Annotated in this window: 21 protein-coding genes; 9 read left to right on the top strand and 12 right to left on the bottom strand. The window is 70.1% G+C overall.

Features of this window, described 5'->3' with window-relative positions:
• The first annotated feature begins 21 nt into the window (after window positions 1-21).
• The 4 genes from ACOPJ3_RS11240 to ACOPJ3_RS11255 all read left to right on the top strand — a co-directional run bounded on the left by ACOPJ3_RS11240 (window position 22) and on the right by ACOPJ3_RS11255 (window position 5216).
• Entirely contained in the window at window positions 22-1422 is a 1401-nt protein-coding gene (locus ACOPJ3_RS11240; RefSeq protein WP_427869252.1) for a hypothetical protein, read from the top strand.
• Window positions 1423-1534: 112 nt separating this feature from the next.
• The gene (locus ACOPJ3_RS11245) at window positions 1535-2650 is read left to right on the top strand and encodes a mandelate racemase/muconate lactonizing enzyme family protein (RefSeq protein WP_427869253.1); all 1116 of its coding nucleotides are present in this window, start codon (window positions 1535-1537) and stop codon (window positions 2648-2650) included.
• A complete protein-coding gene (locus ACOPJ3_RS11250) occupies window positions 2647-4086 on the top strand; it encodes a YfcC family protein (protein WP_427869254.1) in 1440 nt (479 codons plus the stop codon). Before ACOPJ3_RS11245 ends, ACOPJ3_RS11250 begins: the two co-directional genes overlap by 4 nt.
• Window positions 4086-5216 (top strand): amidohydrolase, encoded by a 1131-nt coding sequence (locus ACOPJ3_RS11255; RefSeq protein ID WP_427869255.1) that lies wholly within the window; start codon window positions 4086-4088, stop codon window positions 5214-5216. The genes ACOPJ3_RS11250 and ACOPJ3_RS11255 overlap by 1 nt, the downstream gene beginning before the upstream one ends.
• On the opposite strand, the gene ACOPJ3_RS11260 is transcribed toward ACOPJ3_RS11255, so the two are convergent.
• Window positions 5213-6139, bottom strand: coding sequence for a LysR family transcriptional regulator (locus ACOPJ3_RS11260; RefSeq protein WP_427869256.1), 927 nt, complete (start codon window positions 6137-6139; stop codon window positions 5213-5215). The genes ACOPJ3_RS11255 and ACOPJ3_RS11260 overlap by 4 nt on opposite strands.
• A 73-nt stretch (window positions 6140-6212) precedes the next feature.
• On the opposite strand from ACOPJ3_RS11260, the gene ACOPJ3_RS11265 reads away from it, so the two are divergent.
• Window positions 6213-7739 (top strand): aminotransferase class I/II-fold pyridoxal phosphate-dependent enzyme, encoded by a 1527-nt coding sequence (locus ACOPJ3_RS11265; protein ID WP_427869257.1) that lies wholly within the window; start codon window positions 6213-6215, stop codon window positions 7737-7739.
• 170 nt (window positions 7740-7909) lie between these two features.
• Here ACOPJ3_RS11265 and ACOPJ3_RS11270 read toward each other — a convergent pair whose 3' ends face one another.
• Window positions 7910-9136 carry an acyl-CoA dehydrogenase family protein gene (locus tag ACOPJ3_RS11270; protein WP_427869258.1) on the bottom strand — a complete coding sequence of 409 codons (1227 nt, stop codon included), beginning with the start codon at window positions 9134-9136 and terminating at the stop codon, window positions 7910-7912.
• A 169-nt stretch (window positions 9137-9305) separates the two neighbouring features.
• On the opposite strand from ACOPJ3_RS11270, the gene ACOPJ3_RS11275 reads away from it, so the two are divergent.
• A complete protein-coding gene (locus tag ACOPJ3_RS11275) occupies window positions 9306-9989 on the top strand; it encodes a TetR/AcrR family transcriptional regulator (protein ID WP_427869259.1) in 684 nt (227 codons plus the stop codon).
• Between the two features lie 137 nt (window positions 9990-10126).
• Here ACOPJ3_RS11275 and ACOPJ3_RS11280 read toward each other — a convergent pair whose 3' ends face one another.
• Both ACOPJ3_RS11280 and ACOPJ3_RS11285 read right to left on the bottom strand, forming a co-directional pair.
• Entirely contained in the window at window positions 10127-10753 is a 627-nt protein-coding gene (locus tag ACOPJ3_RS11280; RefSeq protein ID WP_427869260.1) for an MBL fold metallo-hydrolase, read from the bottom strand.
• On the bottom strand, window positions 10753-11838 hold the full coding sequence (locus ACOPJ3_RS11285) for an S-(hydroxymethyl)mycothiol dehydrogenase (protein ID WP_427869261.1): 1086 nt from the start codon (window positions 11836-11838) through the stop codon (window positions 10753-10755). Before ACOPJ3_RS11285 ends, ACOPJ3_RS11280 begins: the two co-directional genes overlap by 1 nt.
• A 449-nt stretch (window positions 11839-12287) precedes the next feature.
• On the opposite strand from ACOPJ3_RS11285, the gene ACOPJ3_RS11290 reads away from it, so the two are divergent.
• Together ACOPJ3_RS11290 and ACOPJ3_RS11295 are read left to right on the top strand one after the other, a co-directional pair.
• Window positions 12288-12533, top strand: coding sequence for a hypothetical protein (locus ACOPJ3_RS11290; RefSeq protein WP_427869263.1), 246 nt, complete (start codon window positions 12288-12290; stop codon window positions 12531-12533).
• Between the two features lie 3 nt (window positions 12534-12536).
• Window positions 12537-13571: a DNA topoisomerase IB gene (locus ACOPJ3_RS11295; RefSeq protein ID WP_427869264.1), complete on the top strand. Its 1035-nt coding sequence runs from the start codon at window positions 12537-12539 to the stop codon at window positions 13569-13571.
• A 41-nt stretch (window positions 13572-13612) separates the two neighbouring features.
• Here the strand turns inward: ACOPJ3_RS11295 and ACOPJ3_RS11300 are convergent, their stop codons facing one another.
• Window positions 13613-14074 carry a low affinity iron permease family protein gene (locus tag ACOPJ3_RS11300; protein ID WP_427869265.1) on the bottom strand — a complete coding sequence of 154 codons (462 nt, stop codon included), beginning with the start codon at window positions 14072-14074 and terminating at the stop codon, window positions 13613-13615.
• A 303-nt stretch (window positions 14075-14377) separates the two neighbouring features.
• Between ACOPJ3_RS11300 and ACOPJ3_RS11305 the strand changes: the two genes are divergently transcribed.
• A complete protein-coding gene (locus ACOPJ3_RS11305) occupies window positions 14378-14926 on the top strand; it encodes a type 1 glutamine amidotransferase domain-containing protein (protein WP_427869266.1) in 549 nt (182 codons plus the stop codon).
• A gap of 30 nt (window positions 14927-14956) precedes the next feature.
• Here ACOPJ3_RS11305 and ACOPJ3_RS11310 read toward each other — a convergent pair whose 3' ends face one another.
• From ACOPJ3_RS11310 to metG, 7 genes are all read right to left on the bottom strand, one after another.
• Window positions 14957-16825, bottom strand: coding sequence for an ABC-F family ATP-binding cassette domain-containing protein (locus tag ACOPJ3_RS11310; protein WP_427869267.1), 1869 nt, complete (start codon window positions 16823-16825; stop codon window positions 14957-14959).
• A gap of 442 nt (window positions 16826-17267) precedes the next feature.
• Window positions 17268-17459, bottom strand: a complete 192-nt coding sequence (locus ACOPJ3_RS11315) for a hypothetical protein (RefSeq protein WP_427869268.1) — start codon at window positions 17457-17459, stop codon at window positions 17268-17270.
• A 33-nt stretch (window positions 17460-17492) separates the two neighbouring features.
• A complete protein-coding gene (locus tag ACOPJ3_RS11320) occupies window positions 17493-18173 on the bottom strand; it encodes a DsbA family oxidoreductase (RefSeq protein ID WP_427869269.1) in 681 nt (226 codons plus the stop codon).
• Between the two features lie 42 nt (window positions 18174-18215).
• Window positions 18216-19151 (bottom strand): 4-(cytidine 5'-diphospho)-2-C-methyl-D-erythritol kinase, encoded by a 936-nt coding sequence (locus tag ACOPJ3_RS11325; protein ID WP_427869270.1) that lies wholly within the window; start codon window positions 19149-19151, stop codon window positions 18216-18218.
• Window positions 19152-19225: 74 nt separating this feature from the next.
• Window positions 19226-20164 (bottom strand): 16S rRNA (adenine(1518)-N(6)/adenine(1519)-N(6))-dimethyltransferase RsmA, encoded by a 939-nt coding sequence (gene rsmA, locus ACOPJ3_RS11330; protein WP_427869271.1) that lies wholly within the window; start codon window positions 20162-20164, stop codon window positions 19226-19228.
• Complete coding sequence (locus tag ACOPJ3_RS11335) at window positions 20161-21099, bottom strand: TatD family hydrolase (protein ID WP_427869272.1); 939 nt, start codon at window positions 21097-21099, stop codon at window positions 20161-20163. The genes rsmA and ACOPJ3_RS11335 overlap by 4 nt, the downstream gene beginning before the upstream one ends.
• Window positions 21096-22688 (bottom strand): methionine--tRNA ligase, encoded by a 1593-nt coding sequence (gene metG, locus ACOPJ3_RS11340; protein ID WP_427869273.1) that lies wholly within the window; start codon window positions 22686-22688, stop codon window positions 21096-21098. Before metG ends, ACOPJ3_RS11335 begins: the two co-directional genes overlap by 4 nt.

Genomic DNA, 22688 nt, shown 5'->3' on the forward strand with positions numbered 1-22688 from the left:
CCGGTGTGGGAAGCTTGGGGCGTGACCGTGCGCGTTGGATTCATCGGCTCGGCGCACTCGGTTGCCCGCCTCACGGCCGGGGGTGCGCAGGTGCCAGCCGTCGAGCTGCGCACCTACCCATACGAGGACCCGCACGAGACCTCGGCGCAGTACGCGGCCGCCCTCGCCGAGAACGACGTCGTCTGCTTCTCCGGCACGATCGCCCACTACCACCGCGACCGCAGCCTCGACACGGAGATTCCCGTCCTCGTCGGCCGGTTCTCCGACTACACCCTCGCGTCCTCGCTCCTCGCGGCGACCGCGGGGGCGATCGGCTCCCCGGCCGTTGCGGCCTCCCCGGCCGCGCGTGCAGACCCTCGCCCGCTCAGCATCGCGCAGCTCTCGATCGACATGCCGAACCCCGAGATCGCGGGCACGGTGGCACGGGACACGGGTGTTGAACTGCAGCCGGATCAGGTATTCGACTATCGCTGGGTGTATCAACCGCGCTTTACGCGCCCCGTCGACGTCGCAGACGTTGTCGCCTTCCACGTGCATCGGCGGGAACAGGCGGGTGCCCGCCTCGCGATCACGAGCATCCACGCGGTCTTCGACCGACTGTCCGCCGAGGGCCTCCCGGTCATGTACATGATCGACTCGCAACAGCGCGATCTCGATCTGCTCCGCATGGCGCAGCAGCGCGTCTCGGTGCGCAGGCTCGAGGGCGCGCTGCTTGCGGTCGTCACCCTCTCGACGCAGCACGCGCTCGAGCCGGGGGCCCCCGGCTCCGAGCAGCGCGACGAGCTCGTGGGGATCCTGAGCAGCTTCGCGACTCCGGTGCAGCATCGGCTTGCCTCGTGGCAGCGTGGCGGCCTCGACATGTTCTACACCACCCGGGCCGAGTTCGACGCGCGCCTCGGAGACCTCACCGGCGCGATGCGGCGCACCGGGGGTGCTGTGACCCTCGGCGTCGGGATCGGCGCGCACATGTACGAGGCGGAGGATCGCGCGCTGCAGGCGCTCCGCCGCGCAATCGCGGAGAGCCCCATGAGCGCGTTCATGGTCGACGAGGACTCACGGGTGCAGGATCTCCTCGACGAGCGCGCCGCAGCCTCCGAGTCGCGGCACACAGCCCCCTGGCTCGTGGCGCTTTCGTCCCGCGCAGGCATGCATTCAAGGTCGCTCACGCGGTTCTTCGGATTCCTCGCCACCCGCGATTTTCGCCCGTTCACGGCCGCAGAGTGGGCGACCGCCAGCCAGACCTCCGCGCGCACGGCGGAGCGCGCCCTCAGGAAGCTGCTCGACGCGGACGCCATCACGGTCATCGGCCAGGAGCAGCCTCTCGACGCGGGGCGGCCGCGGTCCGTCTACGCGCTCTCGCCCCGCACCGAGGCCTCGGCCCGCCGCCACTTCGCGGATCAGGCCCGCGGTCAGAGCATCTGACGCGTCCACCGGCACGCCTCGCCCCGCGCGTTGACACCGCACTCCGATCCGTCTAGTCTCGCATTTAGCGACACTCAAACGACACATTCAAAGATGAGGTGAATTCCCGAAGATGAGAATCGTCAGCGCCGAAATACGGGTGATCGAGGTCCCGCTCAAGGTCCCGTTCATCGTCTCCTACGCGAGATACGACGTGATGCCGAGCATTATTCTCACGCTCACGACCGACACCGGCCTGGTCGGCTACGGCGAGTCCGTTCCCGACGAGCACGTCACGGGCGAGACCGTGGAGTCCGTCGTCGCGGCGCTGCGGGATCAGCTGCTGCCCGCGCTCCGGGACACCGATCCGAGCAACCTCCTCCAGGTGCACGAGCGCATGGACGGCGCGCTCCTCGGCAACGGCGCGGCCAAGGCCGCGGTCGACATCGCCTGCTGGGACCTGCTCGGCAAGCGCGCGGGCCTCCCGATCCACGCGATCCTCGGCGGGCGAAAGCCCGAGCAGCCGATGATCGCGAAGGTGCTGAGCATCCTCCCCCCGGAGGAGGTCGCCGCCCAGGCGAAACAGGCCGTCGAGCAGGGATTCACCCATCTGAAGATGAAGCTCGGGATCGATGCGGCGCAGGACGTCGCGAGCGTCGCCGCGGTGCGCGGCGCGGTCGGATCCGGGATCCGGATCCGGGTGGACGCGAATCAGGGCTGGCGGGATGTTTCGACGGCCCGCCGCATGATCGCCGCGATCGCCCCCTACGACATCGACTGGATCGAGCAGCCGATCCTCGCCGACGACATCGACGGTTTCCGCCGCCTCCGCCCCCACACCGACGCGGTCATCATGGCCGATGAGGCCGTCATCACCTCCGGCGACGTCGCGCGCCTCGTGCGCGACGATTCCGTCGACATGGTGAACCTCAAGCTCATGAAGTCGGGCGGGATCCTGCCGTGTCAGCGCCTCGCGACCCAGGCCGCCCTCGGCGGGCTCGCGGTGCAGGTCGGCTCGATGCTCGAGACCAGCGTGTCCTCCGCCGCAGGCTACCACCTCGCCCTCGCACACCCGAACATCGTCTCGACCGAGCTGTCTGGCCCCGTCGCCTTCGCGGATGAGCCTGGCGACCTGCACTTCCCGCTCCCCCACGTCGAGATCACCGACCGCCCCGGCCTCGGCGTCACCCTCGACCCGACCGTTCTCACCCGCATCACCGTCTCAGCGAAGGAGCTGACCATCTCATGAGTTCGACCCCCTCAGTGACGCAGGAGGCCCCTCCGCAGAAGTCCCCGTGGCGCGACCGGATCAAGATCCCGCACACCTACGCGATCATCCTGTCGATCGTGATCCTGGTCGGCGTGCTCTCCTACGTGATCCCGTCGGGCGAGTTCGAGCGCGTGGACGCTGACGGCCGACTCATGGTCGTGCCCGGCACGTTCGAAACGATCACCAAAACGCCCCTCGCCCCGTTCGACATCGTCACCGCGATCCCGCGCGGCATGCAGGCCGCGGCCCAGATCGTCTTCTACATCTTCCTGGTCGGGGGCGCGTTCGGAGTGATCCGCGCGACCGGCGCGATCGACGCGGGCATCAACCGCCTCGTCCAGAAGATCGGCAAGAGCGAGCGGCTCATCATCCCGCTCGTGATGATCGTGTTCTCGGTGCTCGGCTTCACGACCGGCATGGCCGAGGAGTGCATCATCTTCGTGCCGATCGGGATCGGGATCGCCCTGTCCCTCGGCTACGACGCGATCGTCGGCACGGCGATGGTCTCGATCGGGGCGGCCTCCGGATTCGTCGGCGGCATGATGAACCCGTTCACGGTCGGCGTCGCCCAGGGCATCGCCGAGGTTCCCCTGTTCTCCGGCTTCTGGTTCCGCGCCGCGGTGTTCCTGCCGATCCTCCTCGTCGCGATCTTCTACGTCATGCGCTACGCGGCCCGGGTCAAGCGAAACCCCGAGTCCTCGATCCTGTACGGCCGCATCGGCGGCGTCGGCTCGACCGAGTACGCCGTGAGCGAGGAGATCCCGCCCCTCACGAAGCGGCGCGGGATCGTCCTGATCCTGCTGGCGCTCGGGATCGCCATCAACATGTACGGCGTGTTCAACTGGGGCTGGTTCCTCGACCAGCTCGCGGCGAACTTCTTCATCGTCGCGATGGTCTCGGGGATCGTCGGCGGGCTCGGCATCAACGGCTCGTTCACGAACCTCGTCGAGGGCATGCGCACGGTCGTGTTCGGCGCGCTCGTCGTCGGCTTCGCCCGCGCGATCCTCGTCGTGATGCAGGACGGCCAGACGCTCGACACGATCGTGAACGCGATCGCGGAGGGGATCTCGCACTGGCCGCCGACGCTCACCGTGCTCGGCATGTTCGCGTTCCAGGCCGTGCTGAACTTCTTCATCCCATCGGGCAGCGGCATGGCGGCCACGACCATGCCGCTCATGGTGCCGCTGTCTGATCTGCTCGGGATCGACCGCCAGGTCGCCGTGCTCGCCTTCCAGTACGGCGACGCGATCACGAACTCCATCATCCCGACCTCGGGCGCCCTGATGGGGTACCTGGCGGTCGCGCGGATCCCCTACGAGCTCTGGGTCAAGTTCATCTGGAAGCTGATCGCCGCCTGGCTCGTGATCGCGGCGCTCGCCCTCGTCGTCGGCGCGGTCTGGGGAGTGCCGACCTGATGACAGGCACGAACTCGCGGATCCCGGCGGCGGGCGGCGACGCGCGCGTCGTCGGGATCCGGGACCATCTCGCCGCGCACCCGGAGCCGAGCTGGCGCGAGACCGGCACCGCGGAGTACCTCGCCGAGCTCATGCGCGGCGCGGGCCTCGAACCGCGGCCGTTCGCGGACTTCCCCGGTTTCTTCGTCGATGTCGGGCCCGGATCGCCGCTCGTCGGGCTGCGCGGCGACCTCGATGCGCTGGCGCACGAGACGCCCGAGGGGCCGATTGTGGCGCACTCGTGCGGGCACGACGCGAATCTCGCGATCGTCGCCGAGACGATGCTCCGGCTCGCGGAGGTCGCCGCGGAGCTCCCGCACGCTGTGCGCGCCGTGTTCCAGCCGGCGGAGGAGCAGGGTAACGGCGCGGCCTCGGTCGCGGAGCTCGGCGTCGTTGACGAGCTCACGTACCTGTTCGGGGTGCACCTCCGTCCGGGCAACGAGCTGCCGGCGCCGCTCTTCGCCCCGGCCATCTCGCACGGATCCTGCTGCTTCGTGCGTGGGAGGATCACGGGCAGCGACCACCACGGCGCGCGCCCGCACCAGGGGGTCAACGCGATCGAGGTGGCGGCCGCCTTTGCGTCGCAGGTCGCCGAACTGCGCGCTGATCCGCAGGTTCCGCACTCGGCGAAGTTCACCGAGCTGCGCGCGGGGAGCGGCAATCTCAACGTGATCCCCGGGTCGGCGTCGTTCGGGATCGACCTGCGGGCGCAGACCAACGAGGCGATGACGCGACTGCGCGAGGGCGTGCAGCGGATTGCCCGCTCGCTCACGGAGCGCTACGGGGTGGAGATCGCGCTCGAGGAGGAGGACTTCGTGCCGGCCGCGATCGTGGGGGCGCGCGCGGAGGACCTGCTCGCGACGGCGATCGTGCGCACGGCGGGTGCCGACGCGCTCGCGCCGCGCGCGGTGACCTCCGGGTCGGACGACTTCCACTGTTACACGCTTCGCCGGCCGGAGCTGCAGGCCGCGATGCTGGCGGTGGGCGCGGACGTGACGCCCGGGCTCCACGACCCGGCGATGCGCTACGACGTGTCCCGCCTCGCGCCCGCCGTCGAGGTGCTCCTCTCGGCCTGCCGATCGGCCCGCTAAGCCGCCCGCCCCGCCTGCACCGTGCCGGTTCTGAGTGCGGCGATGTCGCGCAGGGCCTCTCCGAGCCAGCGGGCGGCGGGCGGGGCCACACCCCGGCGCGTCACATACGACACCCGGCGCTCGCCCAGATCCTGCACCGCCGGCCGCAGCACAACGTCGAAGTCGGCATCGACCGCGGCGAGCGTCGTCAGCGCGCAGCCGAGCCCCTCGGCCACGAGACCGTGGATCATCATGAGGTCGTCCGTGCGCATGAGCTCCCGTACCGGCAGCCCGAGCGAGTGATACACCCTCCGCAGCACGCGATCCGTGGCCTCATCTGGATCTCTGCTGCACACCCACGCGACCTCGCCGAGTTCGGCAAAGTCAAGGCGATCCTGCCCGGCGAGCGCGCTCCGCTGCGACACCATCACCCGGTACTGCTCCGAAAGCAGCGTCTCGCGCTCGACGTCGGGCCAGGCGAGCGTGAGCTCATCCGACACGTCATAGATGAGCCCGGCGTGCACCTCCCCCGCGCGCAGCAGCCTGATCACCTCAGTCGGCTCGGCCTCGACGATCTCGACCCGCACCGAGCTGCGATCCTGCAGCTGCGCGATCGCGCGCGGCAGCAGCCGCGACCCGATCGATGAGAACGCGCCGACGCGCAGGCTCACGACCCCCGCGTCGCGCTGATCAGCCACTGCACGCTCGGCGCGCTGGATCCCGGCAAGCACGACCTCGATGTCTGCCGCGAACGATTCGCCGAGCGGCGTGAGCCGCGCGCCCCGCCGATCCCGCTCCACGAGCCGCGCCCCGAGGTGCGCCTCGAGCCCGCTGAGGTGGTGGGTGACCGTCGGCACCCCGTAGTGCAGCGCCTCGGCGGCGGCCGTGAGGCTGCCGCGATCCCGGATCGCGATAAGCACGCGGAACTGCTGGAGCGTCAACATGACATAGAGCATATGTCAGCGTGCGCTGTTTCCTGCTATTCCGCATGTTACGCGGGATCCCTACGCTGAGGCCATGCAGACCGAAATCGCCGAAGCGCCGCTCGCGGAAGAGACCCCGCAGATCGCGCCGGATCCCGCACAGAAGGAGACCCCGTATGCCGATGCACTTCGCAGCCTCGCAGCGCGCGACTGGCAGCGCCTGCATGTCCCTGGTCATCAGGGAATATCTGCCCACGCCGATGGAGTCGCCGGCCTCGTCGGCGACCAGGCGCTAGGGATCGACCTGCCGATGCTCTTCAGCGGAATCGACCAGGAGACCTGGCATTTTCAGGCCGCGGGGCGCTCGACGCCGCTCGCACGCGCCCAGGAACTCGCCGCCGAGGCCTGGGGCGCGAGCCGCACGTGGTTCCTGACGAACGGCGCCTCGGGCGGGAACCACGTCGCGACGACCGTCGCACGCGCGCTCGGCCGCTCGGTCGCGGTGCAACGCAGCGTGCACTCGAGCGTGATCGACGGGATCACCCGCGTCGGCCTCGATCCGCGGTTCATCTCGGGATTTGTCGACACCGGGCTCGGGTCCGCGCAGTGCGTGAGCGCCGAGCAGGTGCGCGCGGTGCTCACGGAGCACCCGGAGTGCGCGTCGGTGTACATCGTGTCGCCGAGCTACTTCGGCGCCGTCGCCGATGTCGCTGCGATCGCCGGGGTCGCCCACGACCGCGGGGTGCCGCTGATTGTCGACGAGTCCTGGGGTTCCCACTTCGGGCTGCACCCGAGCCTGCCGCGGAACGCCCTCGGCGAGGGCGCCGACCTCGTCATCTCGAGCACGCACAAGACGGTCGGATCGCTCACGCAGTCGGCGATGCTGCACCTGGGCGGAGGCCCGCACGCGCGCGCGCTCGAGGCACACGTCGAGCGGGCCGTCCGCTCGCACCAGTCGACGAGCTGCAGCTCGCTCCTGCTGGCCTCGCTCGACGAGGCACGGAAGACCATCGTGACCAGGCCCGAACTCGTGGCGGGCGCGGTCGCATCCGCGCACGAGATCCGGGGCAGGGTGCTCGCAGATACCCGCTTCCGCGACGCGACCGGCGATGTCGCGACGAGTCCGGGCGCCGTCGCGTTTGACCCGCTCAAGGTCGCGATCGACACCCGCGGGAGCGGGATCACAGGGAACGACGCGCACCACCTCCTCATGCGGGATCACGCGGTCTACACGGAGCTCGCGACGCCCGCCGCGATCCTGTTGCTCATCGGGGCGATCGCGCGCATCGACGTCGATCGCTTCTGGCGGGCGCTGCAGGCGCTGCCCGCGGCGGCCTCCGAGCCGGCGCGCGAGATCGTGCTGCCGGGAGACTGCGAGCGGGCGGTCGGGCTCGACGAGGCGGCGTTCAGCCCGGTTGAGGAGGTGCCGTTCCACATGGCAGTGGGGCGGATCTCGGCGGACTCGCTCGCGGCGTACCCGCCCGGGGTGCCGAATGTGCTGCCCGGGGAACGGCTGAGCGCGGAGGTCATCGCGTTCCTGCGGGCGACGGCGGCGACCCCGTCGGGATACGTGCGCGGCGCCCTGGATCCGGCCCTCGCCCGCTTCAGGGTCCTGGCCTGAGCGCAGTCCCCGCGCTCCCCACCTTGCCGAGTCTGGCGCTGAACAGCTGCGGTCGTTCCGAATTCTGCGCTCGTTCCTAAGAATTGCGCCGGATCCTGCTGAACGACTGCAGAATTGCGAGCGAGCGCTGAATCGGCAAGGTGGGGCGGGGGTGGGATTGCCCGGGCGGGTTAGGCGAAGGCCGAGACGCCCGTGATCTCGCGCCCAATGATGAGTGCCTGGACCGTCTCGGTGCCCTCGTAGGTGTGCAGCGCCTCGATGTCCGCGAAGTGCCGCGCGACCCGGTTCTCGAGCAGGATCCCGTTGCCGCCGAGCAGGTCGCGGGCGTTGCGCGCCATGTCGCGCGCGGTGCGGGTCGCCGTGTACTTGCCGAGCGAGGCGCCGGGGCCCGAGAGCTCGCCGCGCTCCTCCGCGCGGGTGAGCGCGAGCAGCAGCGACTGCAGCGAGGTGAGCTGGCTCAGCATCTCGGCGAGGCGGGCCTGCACGATCTGCGAGGCCGCGAGCGGCCGCCCGAACTGCACCCGCTGCTTCGCGTAGTGCACCGCGGTCTCGTAGACCGCGGTCGCCTGCCCGAGCGCGCCCCACGCGACCCCGAGCCGCGTCGCCTGCAGCACGCGCGCCGTGTCCTTGAAGCTGTTCGCGCCGGGCATCTTCGCCGATTCCGGCACGAACACCTCGTCGAGCTCGATGAGCGCCTGCCAGATCCCGCGCAGCGATACCTTGCCCTCGATCGTCTGCGCGTTGTATCCCTCGGCGTCCTGCGGCACGAGGAATCCCTGCACCTGGCCGTCGTCGCCGCGCGCCCACACGACCGCGAGCTGCCCGACGCTGCCCGAGCCGATCCACTTCTTGTGCCCCGAGATCCGGTAGCCGCCCTCGACCGCGACCGCGCGCGTTTCGAGGCTCACCGAGTCGGAACCGTGCGTCGGCTCCGTGAGCGCGAACGCGCCAAGCTCGGTGCCGCGGGCGAGCGGCTCGAGCCAGCGATCCTTCTGCTCGTCGGATCCGCAGTTCGCGACCGAGCGCAGCGCCAGGCCGCCCTGCACGCCGACGATCGTCGCGATCGAGCCGTCGCCACGCGAGAGCTCCATCGTCGTGAGAGAAGCCGCGAGCAGGCTCTGCTCGGGAAACCCGGGCACGTCGACGCCGTCGCGCAGCAGGTCGAGGTCGCCGAGCCGCTTCGCGAGATCGAGCGGGTACTCGGCACGATCCCAGATTCCCGCGATGACCGGGCGAACCTCGTTCTGCACGAACTCGCGCGCCCGATCCCGATACGCGAGATCCTCGGCGGGCACGTCGCGGAACACTCCGGCGACGTCGGGATCCAGCGGCTCCCACAGCTCGTAGCTCGGCTCTTCCGTGCCCTGGGCGACCGGCGCGTTCTTCGGGTTCGACATCGGGATCCTCTCCGCGCCGGTCCGCCGGCGCACTTGCATCGAGCCTGCCTGAGACGCGGTCCCACGTCAAGCAGACTTCGGATCCCCACAGGATCGAGATCCCCGCGCCAGCAAGGTTTGTTGCTGTGAAACCAAGTCCCAAATGCGCGAAATGTGCTAGCTTCGACGCATGGCGACGAAACCGAGCCGCACCGCCCCAGCTCCCGACAGCTCTTCCGCCGCGATCAGGCGGATCGCCGAGCGCGGCTACGAGGCCACGACCGCGGGCGATCTCGCGGACGCCGTGGGTATGAGCCGCAGCACCTTCTTCCGACGCTTCGGCAGCAAGGACGACGTCGTCTTCGCCGACCACGACCTCGCGCTCGAGCAGCTCGAGCGCTTCCTCGGAGACACGGAGCTGCCGCCAGGCGAGGCCCTCGCTCAGGGCACGACCGACGTGCTCCGCCTGCTGATTCGGGATCCCGAGGCGGCCCGCCTCCGCTTCGACCTGATGAGGCACACGCCATCGCTGCGGGATCGCGAGCTCGTGATCACCCACCGATACGAGCGCGTCTTCGGCCGGTATCTCAGGGAGGCCGCGCCCGTCGGCACACCCGAGTGGGTCGTCGCGGCGCTCGCCTCCGGGCTCGTGGCCGTGCACAACGCGACGCTGCGCGACTGGCTACGCGGCCGCGTCGCCGATGCGCCCGCCGCCGCGGCGCGGGATCTCGGCAGGCTCGTCGCGCTCTTCGAGCGCTGGCTCTCCCCCGGCGCCGGCGGCGAGCGCAGCCGTGTCGTCGTCGCGGTCTACGACGCCGCGGGATCCCCCGAGTCCGTGCTCGACGCGGTCGCCGCGGAGCTCGGGCAGCGGTAGGCGCCGGATCCGGCGCCGCCGCGCGATCCGGCGCCGGGTCCGCCGGCCCGATCCGGCGCTCGCTCCGAGTTCTGCGCTCGTTCCGCAGCTTCCCCTGCCCGGGAACGGAACGAGCGCAGAACTCGGAGAGAGTGGGGCTAGTGCCCGCGGTCGATCCACTCCCGCAGGTGCGGCTTCTCCGCGCCGATCGTGGTGGTGTCGCCGTGGCCCGTGTAGACGACGGTCGCGTCGGGGAGCGGGAACAGCTTCTTCTCGATCGACTCGATGATCGTCGGGAAATCGCTGTAGGAGCGGCCGGTCGCCCCCGGACCGCCCTGGAACAGCGTGTCGCCCGTGAACACGGCCTCGAGCGAGGGCGCCGAGAAGCACGTCGACCCGGGCGAGTGGCCCGGCGTGTGGAGCGCCGTGAGCTGCACGCCCGCGACCACGTACACGTCGCCGTCCTCGATCTCGGCGTCCGGCGCCTCGTCGTACACCGCGTCCCAGAGCATCCGGTCGGCGGGGTTCAGGTAGAGCGGCGCATTCAGCAAGTCGGCCGCGTCGCGGGCCGCGCGGATGTGGTCGTCGTGCCCGTGCGTGAGGAGGACGGCGTGCGTCTTCCGCGAACCGACCGCCTCGGCGACCGCCTTCGCGTCGTGCGCGGGGTCGATGACGATCACCTCGGCGTCGTCGCCTACGATCCAGACGTTGTTGTCAACGTCCCAGGTGCCGCCGTCGAGCGAGAACGTTCCGCTCGTGACCAGGCGTTCGATGCGCGCGGACATCAGAGCACCACCACCGATCGCAGCACGTTGCCCCCGGCCATCTTGCCGAACGCCTCCTCGACGTCGCCGAGGCCGATGCGCTCGGTCACGAAGCCCTCGAGGTCGAGGCGACCGAGCTTGTACTGGTCGATGAGCATCTGGAAGTCCCTGCTCGGCAGGCAGTCGCCGTACCACGACGACTTCAGCGATCCGCCCCGCCCGAACACGTCGAGGAGGGGCAGTTCGAGCTGCATCTCGGGCGTCGGCACGCCCACGAGCACGACGCGGCCCGCGAGATCCCGCGCGTAGAAGGCCTGCTTGTAGGTCTCGGGCCTGCCCACGGCGTCGATCACGACGTCGGCCCCGAAGCCCCCGGTCAGCTCCTGGATCGCGGCGACGGGATCCGTCTCGCGCGAGTTGACCGTGTGGGTCGCGCCGAAGTGCTTCGCCTGCTCGAGCTTCGCATCGTCGATGTCGACCGCGATGATCGTCGTCGCGCCCGCGAGTTGCGCGCCCGCGATCGCGGCCGTGCCGACCCCGCCGCAGCCGATCACCGCGACGGACTCGCCGCGCTTGATCTCGCCCGTGTTGATCGCGGCGCCGATCCCGGCCATGATTCCGCAGCCCAGGAGGCCGACGGCGGCCGGATCCGACTCCTCGTCGATCTTCGTACACTGACCAGCAGCCACGAGGGTCTTCTCGGCGAATGACCCGATCCCGAGCGCGGCGGAGAGCTCCGTGCCGTCTTCCAGCGTCATCTTCTGCGCGGCGTTGTGCGTCGCGAAGCAGTACTGCGGCTGCCCCTTGGCGCACGCGCGGCACTGCCCGCAGACCGCGCGCCAGTTCAGGATCACGCGATCCCCCACCGCGACCTCGGTGACGCCCTCGCCCACCTCGGCGACGCGCGCCGTCGACTCGTGGCCGAGCAGGAACGGGAAGTCATCACTGATGCCGCCCTGCTGGTAGTGGTAGTCCGTGTGGCACACGCCGCACGTGAGCACGTCGACGACGACCTCGCCCGGGCCCGGCTCGGGGACGATGATCGTCTCGATCGTCGCGGGTGCGCCCTTCTCCCGCACGACGACGCCCTGTACTCGGTAGACCATGTGGAGTCCTTTCACCAGTTCATGTCATGGTTCACACGCACGGGGGCCGGTTCCGGGCTCGGCATCCTCGCCGTGTCTCACCAGGCTATCGGGCACCACTGACACGGGCCAGTCGCTGCCGCCGAACGGCGCATTCGGATTCTCCGATGACGCGTTCCGGATCCCGCGCCCCGAAGCACTCATAGACGCTTCCCCTCCCCGACCGCAAGCCCCTCATCACCGAGACACTCGACGCGCCCGACGCACTCGGAGGTTCCGGCGACGGATCGAGGCGGATCATGTCGAGGCGGATCCTGTCGAGGCGGATCCTGAGCAGCGTGCCGAGGAGCATACGCGATCAGCGGCACTCCGCCAACCCACTTCCGCAAGCAGACCTTCGGGAGGAGGCTCATCCGCACGGCTCCGCCTGAGCAGGGCGGGGGCCGCAACGTGACGACGGGAGCACGACCATGCAGACATGCGACACCTGCGGGAATAGCTACGACAAGACCTTCACCATCACGACGCAGCGGTCCACGGGAACGTTTGACAGCTTCGAGTGCGCGATCCACGCAATGGCCCCGCAGTGTACGCACTGCGGGTGCCGGATCCTGGGCCACGGGGTCGAAGCGGACGGCCGCATCTTCTGCTGCGCGCACTGCGCCAGGGAGATCGGTGAGCACGAGCTCGTCGACCGACCCAGCGATGAGCAGTAGTCAGTGATCCTGCGCGAGCCAGCTGGCCGCGGCTTCGTGTATCGCCACGCCGCGAACGGGCGGCGCGTGACCCGCTCGACCGAGCTCCGGCGGATCGAGGCGTTGGCTATCCCGCCCGCCTGGACGTCGGTGGAGATCGCCAGCTCCCCCCGAGCGAAGGTCCTCGCCCGAGGCTTCGACGCCGCGGGCCGCCAGCAGGCCATCTACCATCCCTCGTTCACGCGGAAGCGGGAGCGGGAGAAGTTCGCGCGCCTGCTCCGTTTCGGCGAGGCGCTCCCGGCGCTGCGCAAGCGGGTGGATCGGGATCTGCGCCGCCGGCGCCTGAGTAAGGACCGGGTCACGGCAGGCGCCGTTCGATTGATCGACCTGGGGTTCTTCCGGGTGGGAAATCGCGAGTACACGGCGCGACACGGCAGCTACGGCGTCACGACGCTCCTCCGCGAGCACGTCGAGGCGACCGGGAGCAGCATCACGCTCGATTTCACCGGGAAGCACGGGAAACGGCAACGCCGCCGCGTGGCCGACGAGCGGATCGCCCGCCTCGTCGCCCGACTGCAGGAATTGCCAGGAGACGATCTCTTCCGGTTCATCGACGACGGTGACGCCGAGCACGGCCTGCGCAGCCGCGACGTGAACGAGTATGTGCGGCGGAACATGGGCGAGGGCTTCACGGCGAAGGACTTCCGCACATGGGGCGGAACGGTGCAGGCCATCACCCTGCTTCAGCGGGCCTGGAGCGACGGCGAGCTAGCTTCTCCTCGCGAGGCAGCGGCGACGAGCAGGCGCGTGGTGCGCGAGGTGGCCGAGCTCCTCGGCAACACGGCAGCGGTCACGCGGTCCTCGTACATCGATCCGCTCGTGCTCGGGGCCGCCGAGCAGCCGGAGGTGTGGCGAGATCTCGCTCCCGTGCGCTCGCGGCTGCGTCCGAGGCGCCATGCGCCGGTCGACGAGCAGTTCGCGCTTGCGGTCCTCAAGGAACTGCACCGGACAGGCGGGCCGCGCCGGGCGCCCCGCCGCGGGCGTTCAAGCCGGCGCTAGCGGTAGACGCGGCCCGCTCCAGCCTCCATCCCCACCGGCGCCTACGGCGACCTCACATCCTGATCCGGGTCGGGATCGTCGCCCGTCGTCTCCCGGTTCTGACTCGTGCTCTCGTACGCCTCGAGGTCGACCGCGTCATGGAGTTCCTCGGCATCGTCCGGGCGCCGGTCCTGCTCCATGAGGTCGCCGAGCGCCTGTGCGATCGCGTTGAGTTTGTGCTGCACCGCCAGATTTGCTCGCATCTGACTGTTCTGCAGCAGGGCGACCGAAAGGAAGGTCACGATCGTCGTGAGGGTGTTGATGATCAGCTGCCAGGTGTCCACGCTCCGGATCAGGAGAATCGAGGGAAGCCATAGGATCACGAGCGCGAGACAGCTGCAGAAGAACCAGGCACGGCTCGCGAAGTCCGACGCCTTCTCGGCGAATCGGTCAAAGCGGCCGAGGTGATGCGAAATCTCGCTCGGCATGAAGGGTTCTGAGGCCCTGGGTGGGCGCTCGGTCATTGCTCACTCCTTTCGCGGGTCAGCGCGGCGAAGCGGGAGCGCGGTACGCCGCACGAGCTGGCCCGTGCCCGGCCCCACTCCCCGGCTTGGGGGTCAGAATCACAGCGTGGCCCATAGCCCTCGGAACGACCAGGGGATTCCCTCGACGCGCACAATGCGCTAGCGCTCGCCCCGCGCTCGGCGCTCGGGGCTTGCTGGCGCGTAGCACGGGACTCCACCGGAGTTCCACCCCCTGCCGCTCGCGCGGAGGAGCTGAGATGGTGGGACTGTCCGCAAATCAAGCAACGAAGAAACGGAGTTCCCATGCCCGCACTCAGCGAAACGAAGGTGGCATTCCTCGCGACCGATGGATTCGAGGACAGCGAACTGACGAGCCCCTGGCAGGCCGTGACGGAGGCTGGCGCCGAGGCGCGCCTGGTCTCGCCGAAGAGCGGCAGCATCTCCGGGGCGAAGGGCCACGAACAGGCGGTGGATCTGGCGGCGGGCGACGCCTCTGCCGAGGACTTCGACGCGCTCGTGCTGCCCGGCGGGGTGGTCAACGCCGATCAGCTGCGCATGGATGACGCCTCGACGGCGTTCGTGCGCGCGTTCTTCGAGCAGCACAAGCCCGTCGGGGTGATCTGCCACGGCGGCTGGATCCTGACCGATGCTGGCGTCGTCGACGGACGCACGCTCACGAGCTACCGGAGCCTGCGCACCGACCTGCAGAACGCAGGCGCCAACTGGGTCGACGAGGAAGTCGTGGTGGATCAGGGGCTCGTCTCCAGCCGCACGCCTGACGACCTCCCCGCGTTCAACGCGAAGCTCGTCGAGGAGATCGGCGAGGGCCCGCACGCGGGACAGACCGCCTGAGGGCGGTCGTTTGGGGCGTCGGGGGGGGGGCTACTCGAGCGTCTCGGAGAGCTCCAGCCAGCGCTCCTCGAGCGCCGCGACCTCGTCCTCGAGCGCCGTGATCTTCGCCATCTCCGCGTTGAGCAGCTGATAGTCCGTCTGGTCGAGCTCGGCGAGGCCCGTGCGGCCCTTGTCGATGTCCGACTGCAGGCGCGACATCTTGCGCTCCACCGACGCGAGCTCCTTCTCCGCGGCGCGCAGCTCCGCGCCGGAGAGCGCGGGCTTCGCGCCCGCTCGGGGGGCGGATCCTGATCCGGGCCCGGCTCCGGCTCCGGATCCCGAACCAGCTCCCGCAGTGGCCTTGCCCGCCGCCGCGCGGTCCCGATCCTGCGCCTTCGCCCGCTCCTCGGCGGTGCGCAGCTGCAGATACTCCTCGACGCCGCCCGGCAGGTGCCGGAGGCGCTTCTCCAGGATCGCGTACTGCTGATCCGTGACGCGTTCCAGGAAGTAGCGGTCGTGCGACACGACGATGAGCGTGCCGGGCCACGAGTCGAGCAGGTCCTCGATCGCGGCGAGCATGTCGGTGTCGAGATCGTTCGTCGGCTCGTCCAGGATCAGGACATTCGGCTGATCGAGCAGGATCAGGAGCAGCTGCAGCCGGCGCTTCTGACCGCCCGACAGGTCCTTGACGGGGGTCGAGAGCTGCGCGCTCGAGAAGCCCATGCGCTCGAGCATCTGGCCGGGCGTGAGATCCTGCGCCTTCGACCCCGAGCCGACCGTGAAGCTCGTGCGCAGCCGCCCGATCACGACCCTGACCGGGTCGTTCAGGTGTTCCTCGAGCTCGTCGAGGCGCTGCGTGAGGGTCGCGACCTTGACCGTCTTGCCGCGCTTCACGCGGCCGCTCGTCGGCTCGATGTCACCCGAAATGAGGCCGAGCAGCGTCGACTTCCCCGCCCCGTTGACGCCCAGGATCCCGGTGCGCTCGCCGGGCGCGAGCAGCCACTCGACATCCTCGAGGACGACCCGGTCGCCGTACGAAACGCCGGCCTCAACGAGGTTCACGACCTCCTTGCCAAGGCGCGCCACCGCGAGGGAGCGCAGCGACACGGCGTCCCGGATCTCGGGGACGTCCTCGATGAGGGCGTTCGCGGCGTCGATCCGGAACTTCGGCTTCGAGGTGCGCGCCGGGGCGCCGCGGCGCAGCCAGGCGAGCTCCTTGCGGGCGAGGTTCTGGCGCTTCTGCTCGACGGCCGCGGCCTGCCGATCCCGCTCGACCCGCTGCAGCACGTACGCCGCATAGCCGCCCTCGAAGGGCTCGACGATGCGATCGTGCACCTCCCAGGTCGCCGTGCAGACCTCGTCGAGAAACCAACGGTCGTGCGTGACGACGAGGAGCGCGCCCTGGCCGCGCGGCCAGCGGCGCTTCAGGTGCTCAGCGAGCCAGGCGATGCCCTCGACGTCGAGGTGGTTCGTCGGCTCGTCGAGGAACAGTATCTCGTCGTCGCCGACGAGCAGGCGGGCGAGCGCGACGCGGCGGCGCTGGCCGCCCGAAAGCCCGTCGACCGGGGCCTCCCAGTCGAGATCCGCGACGAGGCCGGCGATCACCTCGCGGGCGCGCGGATCCCCCGCCCACTCATGCTCGGGCCGGTCTCCCACGATCGCGTGACCGACGGTCTCGCCGTCATCGAACACGTCTGCCTGATCAAGCACGCCAATCGTCGTGCCGCCGCGCATCGTCACCTGCCCACTGTCGGGCTCGCGGCGCCCCGCGAGCATCATGAGCAGGCTCGACTTGCCGTCGCCATTGCGTCCGACGATGCCGATCCGATCCCCCTCGGCGACGCCAATGGTCACCGAGTCGAACACGGTCTTCGTCGGAACCTCGAGGTGCAGGGCCTCGGCCCCCAGTAGATGCGCCATAACCTCTCCAGTCTAGGCGGCGCGGCTGCGACGGGGTGGGGTTGGGTTGGGTTGGGTTGGGTTGGGTTGGGTTGGCTTGGGTGTGGGGTTGGCCGCGGACGAGTGCCGAGTCGGCCGGAAGGCCCCAATCATGCCCGCGAAAGGGGCCTTACGGCCGACTCGGCGCGCGGAATGGGGCCTTACGGCCCACTCGAGCCTGCGCACGCCAAACCACACCCGGCGCCACACCCCACCCATGCGCCCACGCGCACCACGCGGGCCCGGATCCCGATCTCGAACCCGCTCCAATCGAGTCGGCCGGAAGGCCCCAATCACGCCCACGAAAGGGGCCTTACGGCCGACTCGGCGCGCGCAATGGGGCCTTACGGCCCACTCGAGCCCGCAAGCGCCCCAAGCTCAGGACCGCGGGAGCGTGCGCGCAAGCCCGCAACCCTCAAGCGCGCTACACGCAGCAGGATCCGCCGCAGCAGGCGCCGCCAGATTCGGACTCGCCGAGGAGGTTGAGGATCTCGCGCGCCTCGGCATCCGCGAACGCTGCGGCGCCGCCGATGCCCGCCTCCGGGTGAAGTTCGACGACGGCATCGGCGTCCGCCGTCGGCGCCGCGCCCTCGCTCGTCTGCTTCGATTCGCTCATGGGATGTCCTTTCGAAGGTCGGGGTTCCGGGGCTCAGCCCGCGGGGGTCTCTGCGCCGCGCGCGAAGCCCAGCACCTGCTCGAGCACGTTCTCGAACGCGGCGGACGACTGCGCGCCAGAGACACCGTACTTCTGGTCGAGCAGGTAGAACGGCACGCCGTTCACGCCGAGCGAGCGGGCGCGCTGGATGTCGCGCTGCACCGCCTCGCCGTACTCCTCGCTCTCGAGGGCGGCGCGCACCTCGTCGCCCGGGATCCCGACGTCCTCGCCGAGGCGGGCGAGCGTGTCGGGATCCGACATCTCGGCACCCTCCTCGAAGTACGCTTTGAACAGGCGTTCCTGGAGCTCCTGCTGGAGGCCGCGCTCCTTCGCGAGGTGCAGGATCCGGTGTGCGCGGGCGGTGTTCGCGTGCCGCACGGCCTCGAAGTTGAAGGCGAGCCCGTCCTCAGCGGCGAGCTCCGTCATCTGGCCGAGCATCTGTTCGACCTGATCAGCGGGCATGCCCTTGTGCTTCACGAGGAAGTCGACCTCGCTGCCAGAGAAGTCGAGTGGCGTGTCGGGCGCGAGCTCGAAGCTGTGGCTCTCGACCTCGATCTCGACCCCCGGGTTCTGCGCCTGGAACGCTGCGGCGCCCGCCTCGAAGCGGCGCTTGCCGATGTAGCACCACGGGCACGCGATGTCGGACCAGATGTCGACTCGAATCTTTTCACTCACGCTGAGTCCAACCCGCAGGTCCCGGCCCCTATTCCCGCGGGATCAGTGCGTGTCGAGCACGCGGGCGCCCGGCACGGGGCCCGTCGCGGTGAGCGCGCGCACGCCCCGGCGGGTCAGCACGCCGAGCAGCTTGGCGGCCTCCTGGGCGGAGCTCACGAGGAAGGCGATCGTGGGCCCGGATCCCGACACGATCCCGGCGAGGGCGCCGCGGGACTCCCCGAGCTCGAGCAGCTCCGTCAGCGCGGGCGCGAGTTTCAGCGCCGCGACCTGGAGGTCGTTGTGCATGGCCTCGGCGAGCGAGCCCGCGTCGCCCACGCGCACGGCCTGCAGCACGGCAGTGTCGACCTTCACCAGGTCCGGCTGCTTGCCCAGGTCGCCGACGTGCTTGTCGCGGTGCTGGTCGAGCGTGCGGTAGACGACGGGGGTGCTGAGGCCCGAGTCGGAGAGGGCGAGCACCCAGTGGAAGGATCCCTTGGCGAGCGCGGGGCTCAGCTCGTCTCCCCTGCCGGTGCCCACGGCCGTGCCGCCCTCGAGCGCGAACGGCACATCGGCCCCGAGCTCGGCGGCGAGCGGCAGCAGCCCGGCACGCCCGAGGCCGGTGCCCCAGAGCTCGTCGCAGGCCACGAGGGTCGCGGCGGCGTCGGCGGATCCGCCGCCCATGCCGCCCGCGACGGGCACGCGCTTCAGCACGGTGAGTTCGACGCCCCCGGCGTGTCCCGTGCGCGCGGCGAGCAGCTTCGCGGCGGCCATCGCGAGATTCGAGTCGTCGACCGGCAGCCCGGCGGTCTCGATCGGCCCGGTGAAGCGCAGCGAAAAGTCATCCGCTTCAGCGGCCGTGACCTCCTCGAAGAGGGAAACCGCCTGATAGAGCGACGCGACATCGTGATAGCCGTCGTCCTGGAGCGCGCCGACGCGGAAGAACACGTTGATCTTTCCCGGAGCGCGGACCGTGACCGCTCGACGTTGACTCGTGCCCATGTCTCAACGGTAGCGCAATCGCCATGTGCGATTTCGCATCGTTGCTGGTCGCTCCGCGGAAAGAACGACGCGGCTCAGGATCGCGCGCCGCGCGCCGCGCGCGCGATCGCGAGGTACTGCTCGATTCCGAGTTCCTCGGCGCGCGCCGTGGGCTGGACGTCGGCCGCCTCGATCACCGGGACGGTCGCGGTCATGTCGCCCAGCACGGGCTGCAGCGCCTGGCGCAGCATCTTGCGACGCTGGGCGAACGCGGCGTTCACGAGCTCGAAGGTGAGCTCGCGCTCGGCCTCGGTGCCGCGTGGAGCGGCGAGCTTCTCGTAGCCGACGAGCACGGAGTCGACGCCGGGGACCGGCCAGAAGATGCGGCGGCTCACGTTCCCGGCGATCCGCCACTCGCCGTACCAGGCGGCCTTCGCGCTCGGCGCGCCGTACTCCTTGGAACCGGGGCGCGCGGCGATCCGCTGGCCGACCTCCGCCTGCACCATGACGAGCCCGCCGCGGAGGCCGGGCAGGAGCTCGAGGAAGTGCATGAGGATCGGCACGGACACGTTGTACGGCAGGTTCGCGACGAGCACCTCGGGAAGCGCCGGGAGCTCCGCGAGCTGCTCGGCCGTGAGGTCGAGCGCGTCGCTCCGGATCACGCGGAAGCGGCCGCTCCCGCTCTCATCGGCGGAAAAGACCTCGGGCTGCATCGTGCGGACCGTCGCCGGGAGCTCCGCCGCGAGCCGGTGGTCGATCTCTACCGCCGTGACGTCGGCTCCGGCCTCCGTGATCCCGAGTGTGAGGGAACCGAGGCCGGGGCCGACCTCGATCACCCGGTCACCCGCACGAACGCCCGCGAGGCGCACGATCTTGCGCACCGTATTGGGGTCGATCACGAAGTTCTGCCCGAGCTTCTTCGTGGGTGAGACGCCGAGGCGCTCGGCGAGCTCGCGCACCTGCGCGGGGCCGAGGAGGCCGGCGCTGTCGCCCTGCGCCGGCTCGGCAGCCGGCTCGGCAGCACGCTCGCTCACGCGCGCGCCCCAGCCTTCGGATCCGGATCCGGATCCGGATCCGGATCCGGATCCCAGGAGCCGTAGACCCGCTCGGTGTTCGCGGCGATCCTGGCGCACATCTCGTCGAGCTCAAGCTCGAGCGTCTCCGCCATGCGGCGGACGGTGTGCGGCAGCAGGTAGGGCGCGTTCGGCCGGCCGCGGAAGGGCTCGGGGGTGAGGAACGGCGCGTCCGTCTCGGCGAGCACGAGCTCGGGCTTCGCAACGGCGAGCGCCTCGCGCAGGGCCGGCGCGTTCTTGAAGGTCATGGTGCCGGCGAACGACATGTACCAGCCGTGATCGTTGCAGATCCTCGCGAGCCTCGCGTCGCCGGAGAAGCAGTGGAACACCGTGCGGGCGGGGGCGCCAACGCGCAGCAGGGTCGCGACGACCTCGTCGTGCGCGTCGCGGTCGTGGATCTGCAGCGCGATCCCGTTCGCCTTCGCGATCTCGATGTGGGTCTCGAAGGATTCGATCTGCGCCTCGCGCCCGTCCTCGCCCGTACGGAAGAAGTCGAGTCCCGTCTCGCCGACGGCGCGCACGCGCGGCTGCGCGGCGAGGCGCGAGATTTCGGAGAGGTGTGCGCTGAGCAGGCTCTCCGCGAAGAGCCGCGGCGCCTCGTTCGGGTGGAGCGCGACGGCCGCGAGGACGCGCGGGTCGCTCGCGGCGAGCTGCGCACCCCACTTGCTCGTCTCGAGGTCGGTGCCGACCTGCACGACCCCGAGCACGCCGACGGCCTCCGCACGGTCGATCGAGTCGACCGGATCGAGCTGGTCGAAGCCGTCCTCGAATTCGAGGTGGGTGTGGTTGTCGTAGACGGGGATCGGCAGCGGCTCCGGGCTCGCGGGCCGGGTGAGATCCCGACCCTCGGTGCTCTTGCGCTTCCGAAGGCCGCCCTCGGGCACCTGCGCGGTCACTTCGCCGCCCCGGCACCCTCGGTCTCGATGCGCGGGAACAGGACGTCGAGCTTGTGCTGCTGCGTGCCGGCTGGCAGTCGGCCCCACTCGCCCGCCTCGCGGATCGGCTGCTCGAGGAGCGCGCCGAGCGTCTCCTCGGCGCCGAGCGCGGTCCAGAGCTTCGCGGTGGCCTCGGGGATCACGGGCGCGAGGAGCTCGGCGAGCACGCGCAGCCCCTCGGTCGCGGTGTTCAGCACCGTCGCGAGGCGCTCCCGCCGCTCCGGATCCTTCGCGAGCGCCCACGGCTCCTGCTCCGTGATGTAGCCGTTCAGCGCGTCGACCAGCTCCCACACGGCGGCGATCGCCTCGTGGATCGCGAAGCCCCCGATGAGGGCGTCGGCGCGCAGCGCCGCCGAGGCCGCGAGCTCCCGGATCGCCGCGTCGGCCGGATCCTCGGCGCCCGCCGCGGGCACCTGGCCCTCGAAGTACTTCGCGTTCATCGCGAGCACCCGGCTCGCGAGGTTGCCGAAGCCGTTCGCGAGCTCGGCCTGGTAGCGCGCCGCGAGGTCCTCCCAGCTGAAGGAGCCGTCGTGCCCGAAGGAGATCGCGCGCATGAAGTAGTAGCGGAACGCGTCCGAGCCGAAGGTGTCGGTGATCTCGTTCGGCGCGATGCCCGTGAGCTTCGACTTCGACATCTTCTCGCCGCCGACGAGGAGCCAGCCGTGCGCGAAGACGTGCTCGGGCACCTCGAGGCCGGCGGCCATGAGCATTGCGGGCCAGATCACCGCGTGGAATCGCAGGATGTCCTTGCCGACGAGGTGGTTCGCGGGCCAGCGCCGGCCGAACTCGGCCTCGTCGCTGCCGTAGCCCACCGCGGTGACGTAGTTGAGCAGCGCGTCGAACCAGACATAGGTGACGTGCGAGGAGTCCCACGGGATCGGGATGCCCCAGTCGAAGGAGGTGCGCGAGATCGAGAGATCCTCGAGGCCCTGCTGCACGAACGCGACGACCTCGTTGCGCGCGCTCGCCGGCTGCACGAAGTCGGGGCGCGACTCGTAGAGCGCGAGCAGGCGATCCTGGAAGTCGCTCATGCGGAAGAAGTAGTTCTTCTCCTGCAGCAGCTCGAGCGGCTTCGAGTGGATCGCGCAGACCTTCTGGCCCTCGAACTCCCCGGTGCCGTCGACGATCTCGCTCTTCGGCTTGAACTCCTCGCAGCCGACGCAGTAGAGCGCCTCGAACTCCCCGGCGTAGATGTGGCCGTCGTCGTAGAGCTTCTGCAGGAACTTCGCGACGCCCTCCTCGTGGCGCGCGTCAGTCGTGCGTATGAAGTCGTCGTTCGAGATGTCAATGAGCTCGAGCAGCGGCTTCCAGGCCGACTCAACCAGGCGATCCGCCCACTCCTTCGGCGCGACGCCGTTCGCAGTCGCCGTGCGCAGAATCTTCTGGCCGTGCTCGTCCGTTCCCGTCAGCAGCCAGGTGTCATCGCCGGCCTGGCGGTGCCACCGAGCGAGCACGTCGGCGGCCACCTCCGTGTAGGCGTGCCCGATGTGCGGGGCATCGTTGACATAGAAGATGGGCGTGGTCAGGAAGAACGAGGAGCGCGTGGCCAT

The sequence above is a fragment of the Leucobacter luti genome (genome assembly GCF_050310065.1).
In the GTDB taxonomy this organism is placed as follows: Bacteria; Actinomycetota; Actinomycetes; order Actinomycetales; family Microbacteriaceae; genus Leucobacter; species Leucobacter luti_B.

Bases quoted from the DNA above. Each gene is read 5' to 3' on its own strand.
- ACOPJ3_RS11285 (WP_427869261.1), bottom strand. From the start codon at position 11,838: ATGGTCTACCGAGTACAGGGCGTCGTCGTGCGGGAGAAGGGCGCACCC.
- ACOPJ3_RS11280 (WP_427869260.1), bottom strand. From the start codon at position 10,753: ATGTCCGCGCGCATCGAACGCCTGGTCACGAGCGGAACGTTCTCGCTC.
- metG (WP_427869273.1), bottom strand. From the start codon at position 22,688: ATGGCCACGCGCTCCTCGTTCTTCCTGACCACGCCCATCTTCTATGTC.
- ACOPJ3_RS11305 (WP_427869266.1), top strand. From the start codon at position 14,378: ATGCCCGCACTCAGCGAAACGAAGGTGGCATTCCTCGCGACCGATGGA.
- ACOPJ3_RS11270 (WP_427869258.1), bottom strand. From the start codon at position 9,136: ATGTCGAACCCGAAGAACGCGCCGGTCGCCCAGGGCACGGAAGAGCCG.
- ACOPJ3_RS11310 (WP_427869267.1), bottom strand. From the start codon at position 16,825: ATGGCGCATCTACTGGGGGCCGAGGCCCTGCACCTCGAGGTTCCGACG.
- ACOPJ3_RS11315 (WP_427869268.1), bottom strand. From the start codon at position 17,459: ATGAGCGAATCGAAGCAGACGAGCGAGGGCGCGGCGCCGACGGCGGAC.
- ACOPJ3_RS11275 (WP_427869259.1), top strand. From the start codon at position 9,306: ATGGCGACGAAACCGAGCCGCACCGCCCCAGCTCCCGACAGCTCTTCC.
- ACOPJ3_RS11245 (WP_427869253.1), top strand. From the start codon at position 1,535: ATGAGAATCGTCAGCGCCGAAATACGGGTGATCGAGGTCCCGCTCAAG.
- ACOPJ3_RS11255 (WP_427869255.1), top strand. From the start codon at position 4,086: ATGACAGGCACGAACTCGCGGATCCCGGCGGCGGGCGGCGACGCGCGC.
- ACOPJ3_RS11325 (WP_427869270.1), bottom strand. From the start codon at position 19,151: ATGGGCACGAGTCAACGTCGAGCGGTCACGGTCCGCGCTCCGGGAAAG.
- ACOPJ3_RS11300 (WP_427869265.1), bottom strand. From the start codon at position 14,074: ATGACCGAGCGCCCACCCAGGGCCTCAGAACCCTTCATGCCGAGCGAG.
- ACOPJ3_RS11265 (WP_427869257.1), top strand. From the start codon at position 6,213: ATGCAGACCGAAATCGCCGAAGCGCCGCTCGCGGAAGAGACCCCGCAG.
- ACOPJ3_RS11290 (WP_427869263.1), top strand. From the start codon at position 12,288: ATGCAGACATGCGACACCTGCGGGAATAGCTACGACAAGACCTTCACC.
- ACOPJ3_RS11260 (WP_427869256.1), bottom strand. From the start codon at position 6,139: ATGTTGACGCTCCAGCAGTTCCGCGTGCTTATCGCGATCCGGGATCGC.
- ACOPJ3_RS11250 (WP_427869254.1), top strand. From the start codon at position 2,647: ATGAGTTCGACCCCCTCAGTGACGCAGGAGGCCCCTCCGCAGAAGTCC.